The sequence below is a fragment of the Hafnia alvei genome (assembly GCF_034424155.1).
Classification (GTDB): domain Bacteria; phylum Pseudomonadota; class Gammaproteobacteria; order Enterobacterales; family Enterobacteriaceae; genus Hafnia; species Hafnia alvei.
On the sequence record NZ_CP139992.1, the window covers coordinates 329553 to 349323 of the forward strand.

Consider the following 19771-nt stretch of genomic DNA (forward strand, 5'->3'; position numbering starts at 1 on the left):
ACATTCGAACGTTCTAATGTTTGTTAGAATGCAGAAAAAAAATGTGACCGTCTGTGATGAAGATCGGTTTTGTGAGGTATCGCATTGCATGGTGGATAGCGGAGCGATCCTATATCCCTGTGACAGTTCTATAAAAGATGAGTTACTATCGCGGGCAATTATGCCCGTCATACTTCAAGTTGCATGTGCGTTGGCTACGTGAATTATTTAGAGTATGTACAGACCAAGACAGTCGTGAAGTCCCGCTGCGGACTGTTTTATATATTCAGTTAGGGCGGCGGCCAGAGGATTATTAATGAGCGATCTGATCCATGACGGCAGCGAGCGCCAAGCGCTGCACACATTTACAGAGAACGCCTATCTCAACTACTCCATGTACGTCATCATGGACAGGGCGTTACCTTTTATCGGTGATGGATTAAAACCGGTACAGCGTCGTATCGTATATGCGATGTCAGAGCTGGGCTTAAACAACAGCGCCAAATTTAAAAAATCAGCGCGTACCGTCGGTGACGTGCTGGGTAAATACCATCCGCACGGCGACAGCGCCTGTTATGAAGCCATGGTTTTGATGGCTCAGCCGTTCTCCTATCGTTATCCGCTGGTTGACGGTCAGGGAAACTGGGGGGCACCGGACGATCCGAAGTCGTTTGCCGCCATGCGTTACACCGAATCTCGCCTGTCTAAATACGCCGAAGTGCTGCTGGGTGAGCTGGGTCAAGGAACGGTTGATTACACGCCAAACTTTGATGGTACGCTGCAGGAGCCTAAAACGCTGCCTGCGCGTTTGCCAAACATTCTGCTGAATGGCACCACGGGTATTGCCGTGGGTATGGCAACGGATATTCCTCCGCACAACGTGCGTGAGCTGGCCGCTGCGCTGGTTGATTTGATCGACAAACCAAACCTGACGTTGGACGATATTCTTGAACATGTTCAAGGCCCTGACTATCCAACGGAAGCTGAAATCATTACGCCGCGCGAGGAGATCCGTAAGATCTATCGCACCGGACGTGGTTCAGTACGCATGCGTGCGATCTGGAAAAAAGAAGACGGTGAAGTGGTGATCAGTGCACTGCCGCACCAGACTTCAGGCGCTAAGGTGCTGGAGCAAATCGCCAGCCAGATGCGTGCGAAGAAATTGCCGATGGTTGAGGACTTACGTGATGAATCCGATCACGAAAACCCAACTCGCTTGGTGATTGTGCCGCGTTCCAACCGCGTGGATATGGATCAGGTGATGACACACCTGTTCGCTACCACCGATCTGGAAAAAAGCTACCGTATCAATATGAACATGATCGGTTTGGACAATCGTCCAGCGGTCAAAAACCTGCTCGAAATTCTGACCGAATGGCTAGCGTATCGCCGTGATACCGTGCGCCGTCGCTTAAACTACCGTTTGGAAAAAGTACTGAAACGCCTGCACATTCTGGAAGGTTTGCTGGTGGCGTTCCTCAATATCGATGAAGTGATCCACATCATTCGTACTGAGGATGAACCTAAGCCGAAGCTGATTGAACGCTTCGCGATTTCAGAAACGCAGGCCGAAGCGATTCTGGAATTAAAACTGCGTCACCTTGCCAAGTTGGAAGAGGTGAAAATTCGCGGTGAGCAGGACGAATTAGCCAAAGAGCGCGATCACCTGCAGGCATTGCTGGCTTCTGAACGTAAGCTGAATACGCTGATTAAAAAAGAAATTCAGGCTGATGCACAGGCGTATGGCGACGATCGTCGTTCTCCGCTGCAAGAGCGTGAAGAAGCGAAAGCCATGAGTGAGCACGACTTTATTCCATCTGAGCCGGTGACGATTGTTCTGTCAGAAGGTGGTTGGGTGCGTAGTGCCAAAGGCCATGATATCGATCCTACGGGATTAAGTTACAAAGCGGGTGATAGCTTCCGCGCCGCTGCACGTGGGAAGAGCAATCAGCCGGTGGTGTTTATCGATTCCACGGGGCGCAGTTATGCGCTTGATCCAACCACGTTGCCATCCGCGCGTGGGCAGGGTGAACCGTTAACCGGTAAATTAACGCCGCCGCCGGGCGCCACCATTGAGCAAGTGCTGATGGCCGCTGATGACCAAAAACTGTTGATGGCGTCGGATGCCGGTTACGGCTTCGTATGTACCTTCAATGATTTGGTTGCGCGTAATCGTGCAGGTAAGGCTATGATTACGTTGCCTGAAAATGCTAAAGCGCTGCCTCCGTTGGAAATTAACGGGCCAGATGACATGCTGCTGGCGATCACTCAGGCCGGTCGTATGTTGATGTTCCCTGTCAACGATCTGCCACAGCTATCGAAAGGTAAGGGCAACAAGATTGTGTCCATTCCTTCCGCGCAGGCCGCATCGGGTGAGGATAAACTGGCATGGCTGTTTGTATTGCCACCACAAACGTCAATCACGGTGCATGTTGGCAAGCGTAAACTGGTCATGAAACCACAGGAATTGCAGAAATTCCGCGCTGAACGTGGACGTAAAGGCACGCTGTTACCGCGTGGCCTGCAACGGATCGAACGCGTGGATGTGGAAATGCCAGAGCAGCTCAAAGTAGGGCCGGGCGATAGCGAAGAGTAAGTATTCGGCTTTTAAGCGTTATATTTTGGCTGGTCGAGCCGACGTGACAGGACGTCACGTCGGAGTTTGGGTGGTACAGGATGTACCATCCCAAACCGGAGCGAAGATGCCATCTCGGAAAAAGCGCGAGAGTGAAGAGGTTGCGCGCTAGCAACCTTTTCTCGGGCGCCTACATGATAGTTGCATAGATTGGTCATACTGGCAGGCGCTCGAAATCATGCTCGTTCTTGTATAGTGCTTTCTTTGTTTGTGTTCCTATGGGTTTTTGACGCTGCCGCCCAGTAATCTCCGGTGTGTTTTGCAGCTAAGTCGGTATACTAACTCCGGCTAAATGTTTACGAGGTTGTTATGTTATCCATCATTCGCATTGTGCTGGTCACGCTGTACTGTATTTTGGCCTGCATCTTTGGTTGTATTTATTGCTTATTTAGCCCACGCAATCCACGCCACGTGGCGACGTTTGGCCACATGTTTGGCCGTTTGTCACCGCTGTTTGGTTTGAAAGTGGAAACGCGTATTCCTGCAGAAGCAAAGAACTACGGCAACTCCATTTATATTGCTAACCATCAAAACAACTACGATATGGTCACCATATCGAATGCCGTGCAGACCAATACGGTTACCGTTGGCAAGAAAAGCCTGATTTGGGTTCCGTTCTTTGGACTACTCTATTGGTTGACGGGCAACCTGCTGATTGACCGTGCTAACCGCACCAAAGCACATAATACAATTGCACAGGTGGTGAATCAGTTCCGTACTAAAACCATCTCTTTCTGGATGTTCCCAGAAGGTACTCGTAGCCGTGGTCGTGGTTTGATGCCGTTCAAAACCGGTGCTTTCCATGCCGCTATTGCTGCTGGAGTGCCTATTATTCCGGTCTGCGCGTCGAATACTCACGATAAAGTAAAACTAAACCGTTGGAATAATGGTTTGGTAATTGTTGAAATGCTGCCGCCAATTGATGTGACTCAGTACGGCAAAGATCAGGTGCGTGAACTTTCGGCTCACTGCCATGCATTGATGGAAGCTAAAATCAATGAGCTAAACGCAGAAGTGGCTGCGCGTGAAGCTCAAATGCGTGAAGCGAAGTCCTGATCCTAAAATACGATAAATTAGGCCTGCCAGCGTTTGGCAGGTTTCTTATTTGAACGGTTGAATTCAATCGTTGATGCTGAATTCCCCCTTTGGAATTTCAGTTTGCATAGCAAATTCATGGAGAAGTTATGTCACTCAGTCGACGTCGGTTTATTCAGACTTCGGGTCTGGCACTGTGTGCAGGTGCATTGCCTCTGAGGGCGCATGCGAGTGGATCGCAAGTTTCGCTGCCCATTCCTCCTCTACTGGAATCCAAACGCGGTCAGCCGCTCTTCCTGACGCTTCAGCGCTCACATTGGGCTTTTATGAGCGGCCGTAAGGCTAGCGCGTGGGGTATTAATGGACTTTATCTTGGCCCGACCGTGCGCGTTTATAGTGGTGATGACGTTAAGCTGATTTACAGCAACCGCCTACCCGATCCTGTTTCGATGGAAATCAGCGGATTACAGGTTCCTGGTGCGTTAAGCGGTGGCGCGGCGCGTTTAATGTCACCTAGCGTTGATTGGTCGCCGGTACTGCCTATTCGCCAGTCTGCCGCCACGCTGTGGTATCACGCTAATACGCCAGGGCACATGGCTGAGCATGTTTATAACGGCTTAGCGGGAATGTGGCTGGTCGAAGATGAAAACAGCAAAAATCTTCCGTTGCCGAATCATTATGGCGTCGATGATTTCCCTATCATTATCCAAGATAAACGCTTAGATAATTTTGGTACGCCAGAGTATGAAGCGCCGTCATCGGGTGGTTTTTATGGTGACACGCTGCTAGTAAACGGCGTGCAAGAGCCGTTTGTTGAAGTTTCTCGTGGTTGGGTACGTTTGCGCTTGTTGAACGCGTCTAATGCTCGTCGTTATACGTTAACGATGAGTGATAACCGTCCGTTCAGCGTCATTGCCAGCGATCAGGGCTATATGCCTGCGCCAGTTATTGCCAGCAGCCTGACGCTTGCTCCGGGCGAACGCCGAGAAGTGCTGGTGGACATGTCGAAAGGCGAGGAGGTTTCCATCACCGCAGGCGTTGCCGCAGGGATTATGGATCGTCTGCGCGGCCTGTTCGAACCTTCGTCTATCTTAGTGTCGACCACGGTATTGACGCTGCGTCCTACGGGGCTGTTGCCGTTGGTCACTGACAACTTGCCAACGCGCTTGTTGGCTGATGACATGATGGAAGGCAGCGTCGTTAATACACGCAGCATTAACTTAGGCAGCGCCTCGCAGCCGGGCATCAACGGCGCAACGTGGGATCTGCATCGCACCGATATTCAGGCGCAGCAGGGAACGTGGGAACGCTGGACGGTTCGCGCCGATACGCCACAGGCCTTCTATATTCAAGGTGCCAAATTCTTGGTGAAAAGCGTCAATAATGCGCCGCCGATGGTAGAAGATCGCGGCTGGAAAGACACCGTTTGGGTTGATGGTGAAGTTTCTCTGATGGTCTATTTCCCTCAGGCTTCATCGGAGCATTTCCCATTCATTTACTACAGTCAAACGCTAGAGCTTGCGACCCGCGGCAGCGTGGGACAGCTGGTGGTTAACGCCGCTCAATAATGTAATGCCCCTCTCTTACGTGGGAGGGGCCAATTTCTGCAAATCAATCTCGCTTCACACTTCTGCTTTTCTCGCTGCAAAAAACATCAACTCTTTGATAAATCCCAAGCTGCCCGTGCATTTAATTTGATAGCTATAACCGATTGAGCAATCGAACGGAAAAGGATTATCAAAATGAATAATAAAGAAAAAACGCATCACGAAGGGATATCAATTACGCGCCGAGCCTTGGTTAAAGGAAGTGCCTTAGGCGGGTTTGCACTGGCGACGGGGGCATTAAACCTGCCCTTTAGCCGAGCGGTTCATGCACAAGAATTGCAGAACACTGCTGCTGATAAAGTGACGTGGGGGATGTGCTCGGTAAACTGCGGCAGCCGCTGCGCGCTTCGCCTACATACGCGTGACGATGAAGTCTATTGGGTTGAAACAGATAACACCGGCTTAGATAAATATGGCGATCATCAGGTTCGTGCCTGTCTGCGCGGGCGCTCTATCCGTCGCCGTATGAATCACCCTGAGCGTTTGAAATACCCGATGAAACGCGTTGGTAAACGTGGGGAAGGGAAATTCAAGCGTATCACTTGGGATGAGGCCTATGATGAAATCGCCCGAAGCCTGAAATACACCGTTGAAAAATATGGTAATGAGGCGGTTTATCAGAACTATGCCACCGGTGTTATCGGCGGTAACGTGACGCGCTCGTCGCCCTATGCTTCGATTATCGGGCGTTTGATGAACTGTTATGGCGGATATCTCAGCCACTATGGCAGCTACAGCACCGCACAAATTTCAGCCGCAATGCCCTACACCTACGGCAGCAACGACGGCAACAGCACCTCGGATATCGTGAATTCCAAGCTGGTGGTGATGTTTGGCAATAATCCGGCGGAGACGCGGATGAGCGGGGGTGGGATCACCTACCATCTCGAACAGGCGCGAGAGATATCTAATGCCAAAATGATCGTCATCGATCCGCGCTATACCGATACCGCCGCGGGTCGCGAAGACCAATGGGTCCCGATCCGTCCGGGCACCGACGCCGCATTGGTAGGCGGCATTGCGCATGTCTTGATCAGCGAAAACTTAGTCGATCAGCCCTTTTTAGATCGCTACTGTGTCGGCTATGACGAGCATACCTTGCCCGAGAGCGCTCCGAGAAACGGGCATTATAAAGCCTATATTCTTGGTCAAGGGCCTGATGGTATTGAGAAAACGCCTGAGTGGGCATCGCGTATTACCGGTATTCCAGCCGATCGTATTATCAAACTGGCACGGGAGATTGGCACCGCTAAGCCTGCTTATATCTGTCAGGGATGGGGGCCACAGCGTCAGGCCAACGGCGAAGAAACCGCGCGTGCCATTGCGATGCTGCCGATCTTAACCGGTAACGTAGGAATTAACGGCGGTAACAGCGGAGCACGTGAATCGACCTATCTCATCACCATTGAGCTGATGCCGGTGCTAACAAATCCGGTGAAAACTTCGATTTCTGTATTTACGTGGACTGATGCTATTCGCCGTGGGCCTGAGATGACGGCGCTGCGCGACGGCGTGCGGGGCAAAGATAAGCTGGATGTTCCGATCAAGTTCATCTGGAATTATGCCGGAAATACGCTCGTTAATCAGCATTCTGATATCAATCAGACCCATGAGATCTTGCAGGACGATTCGCTGTGCGAAAAGATCGTGGTGATTGAAAACTTCATGACGTCGTCGGCTAAGTACGCCGATATTTTATTGCCTGATCTTATGACCACCGAGCAAGAAGATATTGTGCCAAACGATTATGCGGGCAACATGGGGTATCTGATTTTTAGTCAGCCAGCAACTCGCGCTAAATTCGAGCGCAAAGGCATTTATGAAATGATGTCTGAGATTGCCAAACGGCTTGGGCCAGATGTAGAACAGGCGTTTACCGAAGGGCGTACACAGTCTGATTGGCTGCACTATCTGTATGCCAAAATGCAGGCACGCGATCCGTTATTACCTGATTATGAAACGCTGCGCCAGCAGGGGATCTATAAACGAAAAGATCCAAATGGCCACTTCGTTGCATATAAAAAATTCCGTGAAGATCCCGATGCTAACCCGCTAAAAACGCCGTCGGGAAAAATTGAAATCTATTCTGAACGATTGGCTGAGATCGCCGCCACATGGCATTTGGATAAAGACGAAACCATCAGCGCTTTACCCGTTTATGCCTCAACGTTTGAAGGCTGGGACGATGCTTTGCGCCAAACCTATCCGCTGCAAATGTTTGGTTTCCATTACAAGGCACGTACTCACTCAACTTACGGCAACATTGACGTGTTGCAGGCCGCTTGCAGACAAGAGGTATGGATTAACCCGATTGATGCCGAGAAACGAGGTATTCAAAACGGTGATAAAGTTCGTGTGTTCAACAAGCGTGGCACGGTGGTGATTAACGCGAAAGTGACGCCGCGAATTATGCCGGGCGTTAGCGCTATGGGGCAGGGCGCTTGGCATCAGGCAGATATGACGGGTGATAAAGTCGATCACGGTGGCTGTATCAATACCCTCACCACGATGCGCCCGTCGCCGTTGGCGAAAGGCAATCCTCAGCACACCAATTTAGTGGAAATTGAAAAAGTATAGTCTGTCGATTGGGCTCCCAGAGGGGAGCCCACGGACATTACGAATGTCTGCCGCCATAAGCTAGCGTGACTTCTTTCGCTGCTTTAATCACTAAGGCACCAATTTCGATCACGCGATCGTCGGTGATACGAGAAACGGGGCCAGAAATAGAAATAGCGGCAAAGGCTTCCTGATGCTCATCATAGATACAGGCGGCAATACAGCGCAGGCCGAGAGCATGTTCCTCATCGTCAAAAGAAAATCCCTGTTTACGAATATGGGCCAGCTCTTCTTTCAGGCTATTGGGATTGCTGCGGGTGTGCGGCGTGTAGCTGTGCAAACCCTTTTTATGCAGTAATTCAACCAAATGAGTATCACTGACCGTCGACAAAAACGCCTTCCCTGCACCAGAGGCATGCATCGGCAGTTTGCCGCCAATTGGCGCAGACATGCGCATCAGCTGGGTACACTGTACCTGATCGATAATCACCGCCTGAAAATCGCTTACATCGAGCACGGCCAGATTCACGGTTTCGCCAGAGTCTTCCATTAAGCGGCGCAGAATCGGATGGACAATGGCCAGCAGGTTGCGGCTCTGCAAAAAACTACTTCCCACGAAGAAAGCGTGTGAGGCAATGGTCCACAGGCCAAGATCGCCGACTTGCTGGACGAATCCTTGCTGCTGCATGGTGCTCAAAAGGCGGTGTGTCGTAGAGTTGGGCAAACCCGCCTGCTGGGCTAAATCGGTGAGCGCCACGCTGCCGTGTGCTTCGGCAATTAATTCCAACAATCTCAATCCACGCTGTAAGGATTGAACCTGTCCGGTGGCTGCGGGAGTGGTGGCTGGCGTTGCGGTACGTGGTTTCTTACCACGTTTTACGGGCACGGTAGTCGCCATTTTAGTGCTCTCCTGAGACAGTCATAAATAATTATTTTTATTGAACAAATTCGTATTAAAAAAATGTTATAAAAATGGAATCTATTTTCGTTTTCGACATTATGGATGCGATCGTGGTTTTTAACTGCTCCGATGTGTTCAAAGTCAGAGGCTGCACGCAAAAGTCACCTGAAAAAGTCTCAAGATCGCCTCCGCCAACAGAACTGAAACCTATGTTAGGATGAGGAAACGTCACTTTTTTGAATAAAAAACCTGCACGAAAAGACGGGTGATATCAGGGTAAATGAAAGACTAGGAGCAACAGTGAGCACAATCGTTGAAAGATTACGCCATCAGCTTTCCCAAAGGATTTTGGTGCTGGATGGCGGTATGGGAACCATGATTCAGGGCTATCGGTTAAACGAAGAGGATTTCCGAGGCGAACGCTTTGCCGATTGGCAAAGCGATCTAAAAGGCAATAACGACTTATTGGTTCTCACTCAGCCGGACATTATTAGCGCGATACATTATGAGTATCTCGAAGCTGGCGCTGATATTTTGGAAACCAACACTTTCAACTCAACGCGCATTGCGATGGCGGATTACCACATGGAATCCCTGTCGGCGGAAATAAACTATGAAGCCGCGCGTTTGGCACGGGCATGTGCCGATGAGTGGACAGTGCGTACACCAGACAAACCGCGCTACGTTGCTGGGGTGCTTGGCCCGACCAACCGTACCGCCTCCATTTCTCCTGATGTTAACGATCCCGCATTTCGTAATATTTCGTTTGATCAGTTAGTTGAAGCCTATCGGGAATCAACGCATGCGTTAGTGGAAGGCGGGGTCGATCTGATCATGATCGAAACCATCTTTGATACGTTGAATGCTAAAGCCGCGATCTATGCGGTAGAAACCGAATTTGAAGCCATGGGAATCGAGCTGCCGGTGATGATCTCCGGCACCATTACTGATGCTTCAGGACGTACTCTGTCAGGCCAAACCACCGAAGCATTTTATAACTCGCTACGCCACGTTAAGCCGCTGACTTTTGGCCTCAACTGCGCCTTAGGTCCAGATGAACTTCGCCAATATGTGGCCGAACTTTCGCGTATCGCAGAATGCTACGTCACCGCGCATCCGAATGCGGGTTTACCTAACGCCTTTGGTGAATACGATCTTGGCCCGCAAGAGATGGCTGAGCACATTTCAGAGTGGGCACAGGCTGGGTTTCTAAACATCGTGGGCGGCTGCTGTGGTACCACACCGGCGCACATTGCGGCGATCAGTCAGGCCGTTGAAGGCGTGAAACCACGCGTGTTGCCCGATATTCCCGTCGCCTGCCGTTTAGCGGGGTTAGAACCGCTGACCATTGATGCCAATACGCTGTTTGTTAACGTGGGCGAGCGTACTAACGTTACGGGCTCGGCAAAATTTAAGCGCCTGATCAAAGAAGATAAATACGCAGAGGCGCTGGAAGTTGCGCTTCAACAGGTTGAAAGCGGCGCGCAGATCATCGACATCAATATGGATGAGGGGATGCTCGATGCTGAAGCGGCGATGGTGCGTTTCCTTAGCCTGATCGCCGGTGAGCCGGATATCGCCCGTGTACCGATTATGATCGATTCCTCTAAGTGGGAGGTGATCGAGAAAGGCCTGAAATGTATTCAGGGCAAAGGTATCGTTAACTCGATCTCAATGAAAGAGGGCGAGGAAAAATTCATCGAGCATGCACGCAAAGTTCGCCGCTACGGCGCGGCGATGGTGGTGATGGCGTTTGATGAAGTTGGGCAGGCGGATACGCGCGAGCGTAAGGTTGAAATTTGCCGTCGTGCTTATAAATTGCTGACTGAAACCGTCGGTTTCCCACCAGAAGATATCATTTTTGATCCTAATATTTTCGCGGTTGCGACTGGGATTGAAGAGCATAACAACTATGCCGTCGACTTTATTGAAGCCTGCGCGGATATCAAAGCTGAACTGCCGCACGCGCTGATTTCTGGCGGTGTCTCCAACGTTTCATTCTCTTTCCGCGGTAACGATCCGGTTCGTGAAGCTATTCACGCCGTGTTCTTGTATTACGCGATCCGCAACGGCATGGACATGGGGATCGTGAACGCTGGGCAGTTGGCGATCTACGACGATCTTCCGGCGGATCTGCGCGATGCGGTAGAAGATGTGATCCTCAATCGTCGTGAAGATGGCACCGAACGTTTGCTGGATCTGGCTGAAAAATATCGGGGCAGTAAAAGCGACGACGATAGCACCAAACCGCAGGCCGAATGGCGCGGCTGGCCGGTGAAAAAACGGCTGGAATACTCGCTGGTTAAAGGCATTACCGAATTTATTGAATTAGATACCGAAGAGGCTCGTCTTGAGGCCGATCGCCCTATTGAGGTGATCGAAGGTCCGCTGATGGACGGGATGAACGTGGTCGGCGATCTGTTTGGTGACGGCAAAATGTTCTTGCCGCAGGTGGTTAAATCCGCACGCGTCATGAAGCAGGCCGTGGCCTACCTCGAACCGTTCATTGAGGCAAGTAAAGAGAAAGGCACATCGGCCGGAAAAGTGCTGTTGGCGACCGTTAAAGGCGACGTGCATGACATTGGTAAGAATATCGTTGGCGTCGTTTTGCAGTGTAATAACTACGAGATTATCGATCTTGGCGTGATGGTGCCTTGCGATAAAATTCTAAAAACGGCTCGTGAGCAAAACGTTGATATCATCGGGCTGTCGGGCCTTATCACCCCTTCGCTGGATGAAATGGTGTACGTTGCCAAAGAGATGGAGCGCCAAGGTTTCGATCTACCGCTGCTGATTGGTGGAGCAACCACGTCGAAGGCGCATACGGCGGTCAAAATAGAGCAGAACTATAGCGGCCCAACGACCTACGTTTCGAACGCGTCACGCACCGTTGGCGTGGTAGCGGCGCTGCTGTCGCCAACGCAAAAGCCAGATTTTATTGCTCGTACCCGTAAAGAGTATGAAACCGTGCGTATTCAGCATGCACGAAAGAAACCACGCACGCCTCCGGTGACGCTGGAAGCCGCGCGCGAAAACGCGATGTCACTGGACTGGACGGATTATACGCCGCCTGTCCCGCATCGTTTGGGTGTGCATCAGGTGACGGCCAGCATCGACGTGCTGCGCAATTATATTGATTGGACACCGTTCTTTATGACGTGGTCGCTGGCAGGAAAATACCCGCGCATCTTGGAAGATGAGGTGGTGGGTGAAGAAGCCAAACGCGTATTTGCCGATGCCAATGCCATGCTGGATGATTTGGCTAGTAGCGGTAAGTTAAATCCGCGTGGGGTTTATGGCCTATTCCCTGCTAATCGCGTGGGGGATGACGTTGAAATTTATAGCAATGAGTTCCGCGACGAGCTGTTGGTGACGGGACATCATCTGCGTCAACAAACGGAAAAAACAGATTTTGCCAACTACTGTTTGGCTGATTTCGTGGCGCCTAAATCCAGCGGCAAAGCCGATTACATTGGTGCTTTCGCGGTAACTGGTGGGCTCGAAGAAGATACGTTAGCCGATATGTATGAAGCGCAGCACGATGATTACAACAAAATCATGGTGAAAGCACTTTCGGATCGTTTGGCTGAGGCCTTTGCTGAATATCTGCATGAAAAAGTGCGTAAGGTGCATTGGGGCTATGCGGCTAATGAAAATCTCAGTAACGAAGAGCTGATCCGTGAAAACTATCAAGGAATACGCCCTGCGCCGGGCTATCCTGCCTGCCCTGAACATACTGAAAAAGCAGCAATTTGGACGCTACTCGACGCAGAAAATAGCGTTGGCATGAAGCTAACGGAATCCTATGCGATGTGGCCGGGAGCGTCGGTATCAGGCTGGTATTTCAGTCATCCGGAGAGCAAATATTTTGCCGTTGCGCAGATCCAACGCGATCAGGTTGAAGACTATGCTCAGCGTAAGGGAATGCCGGTTAGCGAGGTTGAGCGCTGGTTGGCGCCTAATCTTGGGTATGATGCGGATTAATGGTTAATTTAGGTTTTATCAGTCAAGAGCGGTGTAATATTACGAACGCTGTTTGGCTCTGAGACCTATTTGGGTATCGCATCAGCGTTCGTGTTAGGGGGCCAATCACCGCCCCCTAACAACCCGGCTTGGCACTACCTTCCAGCCTGCTACGCAGGTCCCCTCATTCGCCATTTCGGTCTTAACGGAACGAACGGCAATCGCCATCCTGGCTCCTCCGTTCTTTCGCCGACATCCCTGTCGGCGAATCCTAACCTACATGACTCATTCGGCTGTACGGCAATGTGCCGGACAGGGCACTCAACTTTCTGATGGTGCCTCTTTTCTGCTCTCCTTTTCATCCCCCGTCGGACGTCCCTGCCAGTATCCAGCCAATAGGGAACCAGACAGGTTGTGCCAAACAGAGAACAAAGCGCCGGGTAACGCAGCCAGCGGAGAGAAGTAGATTTTCCCTAACGTGGCGGCTAAACCAGAGTTTTGCATACCGACTTCAATCGCCAACGTGCGACAGGTAGATTCATCGAAGCCGAACAGGCGTCCACCCCAATAGCCACTGAGTAAGCCGATCCCGTTATGCAAAATAACCGCAACAATAACCATTAACCCGACAGATGCGATGTGGCTTTGACTACCCGCAACCACGGCGCTGATGATGGCTAAAATGCAAAGCATCGAAAGAGCCGGTAGATAAGGCTCGACGCGTGCGACCAACTTGCTAAACATATGGTGAATGGCTAAGCCTGCGGCAATCGGAATAACCACGATTTGTAAGATGCTGATGAGCATTCCCATGATATCCACGCTGATGGTGGCATCGACATATAAGCGTGTAAGCAACGGGGTAGCGAAAACGCCGACGAGCGTTGAGAACGATGAAATGGTCACGGAAAGCGCAACATCTCCACGAGCCAGATAGATCATGACATTGGACGCGGTGCCGCTGGCCACGCTGCCGACGAGTACCATGCCTGCTGAGAGATCTGGTGACATATGGAAAGCTTTGGCAAGCAAGAATGCGGCGAGTGGCATCACCAGATAATGCAGGAAAATCCCTGCAGCAACAGGCGCAGGGCGAGAGAGAACGCGTTTGAAATCATCAATTTTTAGCGTCACACCCATCGTAAACATGATGAGCATTAACAAGGGGCTTACGTAGGGACCAATACCGGTAAAGGTAGTTGGCGTGAAATAAGCCGTGATGGACAGCAGAACTGCCCACAGAGGAAATAGACGAGTGAACGTTGCCAGCATAATTAGGCCTTTTTTATGGTGTTGTGATGTGTGTTATTCGTTATTTTTTTAGCATGTGGAACGGGTATCTAATGTCCCCGCCGCAGAGCGCGGCGGGAAGGCCGGAGCGGCGGAGAGAGGTTACTCGAAGAGGTTGCTGTGGAGTGCGCGCACGACATTCTCGGCATTTTCGCCGGGAACGAGGAAGCAAAGGTTATGGCTGCTGGCACCGTAGCAAATCATGCGAATATTGAACGGCTCCATGACGCCAAATACCTCTTTGCCAACCCCACAGGCTGAGGAGAGTTTGTTACCAATCAATGCTACCAGCGCCAGATTCTCTTCCACTTCTACGCGGCATAGAGAAGACAGTTCGGTTAATAGCGATGTGGTTAATAAGCTTGCTCCGCTGGTGCAAGAACCGGTGGTATCCAGCGTTAGCGCAATGCTGACTTCAGATGTGGTGATTAAGTCCACGGAAATATTGTGACGCGCCAGAATGCCGAATACTTCAGCCAAGAAGCCTCGGGCGTGAAGCATGTTTAGGCTGTGCAGCGTCATCAAGGTTTGCTTGCGGCGCAGTGCAAGAGCGCGAAACAGCGGTGGCTGTTCTGTTTTGTTGCACACTAAAGTTCCGCCAGCAGAAGGATCTTTGCTGGAGCCGACGAAGACAGGGATATCGCTACGCACCGCAGGCAATAAGGTTGCCGGATGCAAAACTTTAGCGCCGAAAGTCGCCATCTCCGCAGCTTCAGAAAAACCGATTTCGCTGATACGGCGAGCGGCGGGCACGATGCGTGGGTCGGTAGTGTAGATACCCGGAACATCCGTCCAGATATCAACGCGTGCGGCATTCAGCGCTTCACCAAGCAGTGCTGCGGTATAGTCGCTGCCACCGCGGCCAAGGGTGGTTGTACGGCCTTTGGCTTCGCTACCGATAAAACCTTGAGTAATGATGATCGCTTCTTGTGTCCGTGGCACCAACTGCTGTTGTGCTAATTCGTACAGCGCATGGGTGTCTGGTTCTGCGCGGCCAAAGCGATCGTTAGTACGCATGATTTTACGTACATCAAACCATTCGGCATTGACGTCACGCTGGCGAAGGAGCTCGACGAACAGCAGGGTGGACATCAGTTCACCATGGCTAACTAATTCGTCGGTCAAGGCTGGCGAGGTAGCCAGCGCAGCGGCTTCTGACAGCATGGTGATATTTTCCAGCATGCGGTCAATTTCATCGCGCAGCACGTTTGGCTGATGCAACGTATCGAGGATGTTGTACTGAATGCGACGTATTTCGTCGATGACGTAATGACGCTTCTCCTGATCGCAGCCGTCAGCCAGTTCTACCAGTAAATTGGTGACGCCCGCAGAGGCAGATAACACCACCACGCGCACGTTCGGATTGGAAAGAACAATATTGGCACTGTTTTGCATCGCGTCAGCGTTAGACACGCTGGTGCCGCCAAATTTTGCGACGATGGTATTTTTCATGTAAGCCTCGTGTCAGGGAAGCCCGCGTTAATTCACTTAATCGGGCTAAAAATTCCATTACCTTGGCACAAGGAGAGAGCGGTATACGGGAGCAGACGTAGGGATTAAAGCTACGATACACCCAGAAGCGCCTCACCTTGCCGATCCCCCGGAATACAGAGAATCGAGGTGACAGCCCAAGGGATTCAGCCCTTGTAGCCGACGTAGCAGTTTCTCCGGTGGGCTGCTGCGCCTCGGCGTCACACCCCCTCGCGTATCGTCAATGGAAACCGGCTCCTCTGATACGCTACCTGAGCAACGCGCCTCTTCTGGCTTGTACACGTGATGTACAAGTAGGTTTTTAGAAATAGCGACTTATTGAAGTTATGTCAATGTCATTAACATGAGCGATTTTCAATTTGAACGGGAATAAGTTACAACGGCGAATGTTAAGTTATATCTTCTTGAATAATATAATTTAATAGCGAATGACTCTGTTATTAGCCGTGCGCATGGCCTACCGGTAAGCTGATAAGCCATGCTAATAAAATGTTAGTTTGGCGTGGTGAGCGAATCGCCCTGAACCAAGGCAACCAGTGTACATGGCATCGCTGGAACGCTATCTTCATTCACCGGTTGTAAAGAACCATCTTCTTTTTGAGCGAACAGAGGGATCACTCCTTGATGTTTTTCCAGATATTCGACCCAGCCAAAATTTTCGTTAAGTTTGGTCGCCTTAATCACAGCACCTTTACCTAGCAAGGTACTCAGGCGTGAATAGGTCGCTTCGCGATTAAACAAAATCTCATGGCGGCGGAAACGGCTGCTTTCGCCGTTGCTGCGGCCTTTGAGTTGTGCGCTGGAACGAATGGAAAACACTTTTCGTTCGCCAAAAATGTGCCCGAAGTGATAAACCGCAAGCGCGTTTTGATGCCGGTTTGGTGATAGGGCCAGCACCTGAGCCGTATCGCTGAGATCGAGATAGTTTTCTGCGTGTTCAGAGTAAGCGTGACCGTAATAGGCGGGAATGCCGTCCATACGTGCCTGACGATAGTATTCCCAACTGCTGTCTGTCACCATCACCGGAATTTTCAGCTTAATTAGCGCCTGTGCGACCGCACGTGCAACGCTGTTGGCCCCGATAATCAGTACGCCTCGCGGCTTTTGTTGTTGAACGCCTAACCAACGCGCCAAGCGTGAGCTGGTGAGGCTTTGCAGCACCACCGTACCAATAATGACCGCAAAAACCACCGTGACGAGTTTATCTGCTTCAGGGTAATTCATTCGTTGTAGCGTTAGCGCAAACAAAGAACTCACGGCGGCGGCGACAATCCCGCGTGGTGCAATCCAAGACAGCAGCGCTTTTTCCCGCCACTTCAACGATGAACCTGCGGTTGAAACGGCGATACACAGCGGGCGAGCAATAAACTGCACAATCAGCAACACGATGACCAGCGGCCATCCCATATTCCAAAGCGCATCGACATCAAGACGCGCCGCCAAAATGATAAACAGCGCTGAAATTAAAATGGCCGAAAGCTCTTCTTTAAACGCCAGAATGTCGCTGATATCGACGTCACGCATGTTGGCCAGCCAAATCCCCATGACGGTAACGGCCAATAAGCCGGATTCTTCTGCAACCGCGTTTGAAAACCCAAAAGCACTGAGCATAACCGCTAATACGGCCAGATTTTGCAGGTAGCGAGGGATCCACACCTTGCGTAGCGCTACGCCGAGCACGTAGCCAAATAGTGCGCCAATCAGTAGGCCGAGCACCACTGTTTTGCCAAAGGTGACAAGCAGGTGAGTCCATGCCTCGGAATTCTGGCGCAGAACGATAAACTCAAATACCAGTACGGTGAAAATAGCGCCGACAGGATCAATGACAATCCCTTCCCATCTCAATACGCGGTTTATACTTGCCTTGGGGCGAACCACGCGCATTAGCGGTGCAATGACGGTTGGCCCCGTCACAACCGTCACCGCTCCCACTAGCGCAGAGAGCTCAGCGGAAAAGCCGAGCAGCCACCAACATGAAACGGAAATGATGGCGAAGGTCACGAGCATACCGATGCTGACCAAATTGCGAACAACGCCGCCAAGCCCGCGAATTTCCTCAAAGCGTAGCGTTAGCGAACCTTCAAATAAGATGATAGCGACTGAGAGAGAGACGAGTGGAAAAAGCAGTTCGCCAAAGAGATCATCTGGATTGACCACATGTGCGAGCGGACCAAGTGCTATACCCATGATAAGCAACGGTAAAATTGCAGGGATTCGTAGCCGCCAAGCTAACCACTGAGCCGCGAGTGAACTAATGCCGATAATCACCAGCATTAAGGGGGTTGATAGCTCCATAATATAAACCTTAGAAACGATTAACAAAAACAGTTGGTTATCATGACAGTTTAGCAACAATATGGCGGGGCGTAGGTGTTTGGCTGAAAGGAGTCAGTATCAGGTGGCAAAAGGGGTTAACAGTTTTCAACTATCGCAACAAAAGTGATCGCAACCCGAGGGGAAAAGGATACAATTTGGTAAATCGTTGGGAAAAGATGACTCAGTACCTGCTCGTCGTCATTCCAGTTTTCATGGAAACGCCGGGTTTGGTTGCTTGTTAGTCTCTATGTTCAGAAGAACACATGTCTGAAGAACAAACTTTCTTTTATTCTCAAGCATAAAGGCGTCGCTATGAAAAATATCAATCCTAGTCAAACCGCTGCCTGGCATGCGCTGCAGCAGCATTTCGAGCAAATGAAATCTGTGCAGATGCGCGATCTGTTCGCTCAAGATGCCGACCGCTTCTCTAAGTTCTCTGCTACCTTTAATGACCAGATGCTGGTCGATTTCTCTAAAAACCGCATCACCACAGAGACCCTCGAAAAGCTGCAGGCATTAGCCAAAGAAACGGATTTGCAGGGGGCGATTGCCTCCATGTTTGCGGGCGAAAAGATTAACCGTACCGAAGATCGTGCCGTTCTGCATATTGCTCTGCGTAACCGCAGCAACACGCCAATTATCGTGGATGGCAAAGATGTTATGCCTGAAGTGAATGCGGTGCTGGCTAAGATGAAACAGTTCTGCGAACGCGTTATTGGCGGTGAGTGGAAAGGCTATACCGGTAAAACTATTACTGATGTGGTGAACATTGGTATCGGTGGTTCAGACTTAGGCCCATACATGGTGACCGAAGCGCTGAAACCATACAAAAACCATCTGGGAATGCACTTTGTTTCTAACGTCGATGGTACCCATATTGCCGAAACGTTGAAAACCTTAAACCCAGAAACCACGCTGTTCCTTGTTGCGTCTAAAACATTCACGACACAAGAAACCATGACGAACGCCCACAGCGCGCGTGATTGGTTCCTGAAGTCGGCCGGTGATGAAGCACACGTGGCGAAGCATTTTGCCGCGCTTTCTACCAATGGCAAAGCGGTGGGTGAATTTGGTATTGATACCGCCAACATGTTTGAGTTCTGGGACTGGGTCGGCGGTCGTTACTCGCTGTGGTCTGCCATCGGTCTGTCTATTGCCTTAAGCATTGGTTTCGATAATTTCGAACAACTGTTGAGCGGCGCTCATGCGATGGATCAGCATTTTGCCAATACGCCTATTGAGCAAAATCTGCCAGTACAGCTCGCATTGATTGGCATCTGGTATAACAATTTCTTCGGTGCAGAAACCGAAGCGATTCTGCCATATGACCAATATATGCACCGTTTCCCAGCTTATTTCCAACAAGGAAATATGGAATCTAACGGTAAATATGTGGATCGTAACGGTAACCCAGTTTCTTACCAGACTGGCCCAATCATTTGGGGGGAACCCGGTACGAACGGCCAGCATGCGTTCTATCAGCTGATTCATCAGGGAACTAAACTGGTTCCTTGTGACTTTATTGCTCCGGCGATTAGCCACAATGCGTTAGGCGATCACCACAGCAAACTGCTGTCTAACTTCTTTGCTCAAACTGAAGCGCTTGCGTTTGGTAAATCACGTGAAGAAGTGGAAGAAGAGTTTGCGAAAGCCGGTAAAACCGCGGCAGAAGTGGCGCACATCGTACCGTTTAAGGTGTTTGAAGGTAACCGCCCAACGAACTCCATTCTGCTGCGTGAAATCACGCCATACAGCTTGGGCCTGTTAATCGCCTTGTACGAACACAAAATCTTCACTCAGGGCGCAATTCTGAATATCTTCACCTTTGACCAATGGGGCGTAGAACTCGGTAAACAACTTGCGAACCGTATCTTGCCTGAATTGAGTGGCAGTGAAGAGGTAAATAGCCACGATAGTTCAACCAATGCGTTGATTAACCGCTTTAAAAACTGGCGCGCATAGTTGGTTAACTCTTTAAGTTAAAACATAAAAAACGCC

Annotated in this window: 10 protein-coding genes and 1 riboswitch; of the genes, 6 read left to right on the forward strand and 4 right to left on the reverse strand. The window is 50.6% G+C overall.

Features of this window, described 5'->3' with window-relative positions; all coding sequences use genetic code 11:
- Positions 1-295 precede the first annotated feature (295 nt).
- The 4 genes from parC (at position 296) to ynfE (ending at position 7833) form a co-directional block, all read left to right on the forward strand.
- The gene (parC, locus tag U0008_RS01545; RefSeq protein ID WP_043490426.1) at positions 296-2575 is read left to right on the forward strand and encodes a DNA topoisomerase IV subunit A; all 2280 of its coding nucleotides are present in this window, start codon (positions 296-298) and stop codon (positions 2573-2575) included.
- Positions 2576-2923: 348 nt separating this feature from the next.
- Positions 2924-3670, forward strand: a complete 747-nt coding sequence (locus tag U0008_RS01550) for a 1-acylglycerol-3-phosphate O-acyltransferase (RefSeq protein WP_025802479.1) — start codon at positions 2924-2926, stop codon at positions 3668-3670.
- Positions 3671-3798: 128 nt separating this feature from the next.
- Complete coding sequence (ftsP, locus tag U0008_RS01555; RefSeq protein ID WP_025802477.1) at positions 3799-5217, forward strand: cell division protein FtsP; 1419 nt, start codon at positions 3799-3801, stop codon at positions 5215-5217.
- Between the two features lie 174 nt (positions 5218-5391).
- Entirely contained in the window at positions 5392-7833 is a 2442-nt protein-coding gene (ynfE, locus tag U0008_RS01560) for a selenate/tellurate reductase subunit YnfE (protein ID WP_043490428.1), read from the forward strand.
- A gap of 37 nt (positions 7834-7870) precedes the next feature.
- On the opposite strand, the gene iclR is transcribed toward ynfE, so the two are convergent.
- Positions 7871-8710, reverse strand: a complete 840-nt coding sequence (gene iclR / locus U0008_RS01565; RefSeq protein WP_025802473.1) for a glyoxylate bypass operon transcriptional repressor IclR — start codon at positions 8708-8710, stop codon at positions 7871-7873.
- 303 nt (positions 8711-9013) lie between these two features.
- On the opposite strand from iclR, the gene metH reads away from it, so the two are divergent.
- On the forward strand, positions 9014-12697 hold the full coding sequence (gene metH, locus U0008_RS01570; protein WP_043490430.1) for a methionine synthase: 3684 nt from the start codon (positions 9014-9016) through the stop codon (positions 12695-12697).
- 300 nt (positions 12698-12997) lie between these two features.
- On the opposite strand, the gene panS is transcribed toward metH, so the two are convergent.
- From panS to U0008_RS01585, 3 genes are all read right to left on the reverse strand, one after another.
- A complete protein-coding gene (gene panS / locus U0008_RS01575; RefSeq protein ID WP_043490433.1) occupies positions 12998-13948 on the reverse strand; it encodes a ketopantoate/pantoate/pantothenate transporter PanS in 951 nt (316 codons plus the stop codon).
- A gap of 120 nt (positions 13949-14068) precedes the next feature.
- Positions 14069-15418: a lysine-sensitive aspartokinase 3 gene (gene lysC / locus U0008_RS01580; protein WP_043490436.1), complete on the reverse strand. Its 1350-nt coding sequence runs from the start codon at positions 15416-15418 to the stop codon at positions 14069-14071.
- Positions 15419-15535: 117 nt separating this feature from the next.
- Positions 15536-15734: riboswitch (Lysine riboswitch) on the reverse strand.
- A 215-nt stretch (positions 15735-15949) separates the two neighbouring features.
- Complete coding sequence (locus U0008_RS01585) at positions 15950-17752, reverse strand: cation:proton antiporter (protein WP_043490438.1); 1803 nt, start codon at positions 17750-17752, stop codon at positions 15950-15952.
- A 333-nt stretch (positions 17753-18085) separates the two neighbouring features.
- On the opposite strand from U0008_RS01585, the gene pgi reads away from it, so the two are divergent.
- The gene (gene pgi, locus U0008_RS01590) at positions 18086-19735 is read left to right on the forward strand and encodes a glucose-6-phosphate isomerase (protein ID WP_043490440.1); all 1650 of its coding nucleotides are present in this window, start codon (positions 18086-18088) and stop codon (positions 19733-19735) included.
- Positions 19736-19771: the final 36 nt, after the last annotated feature.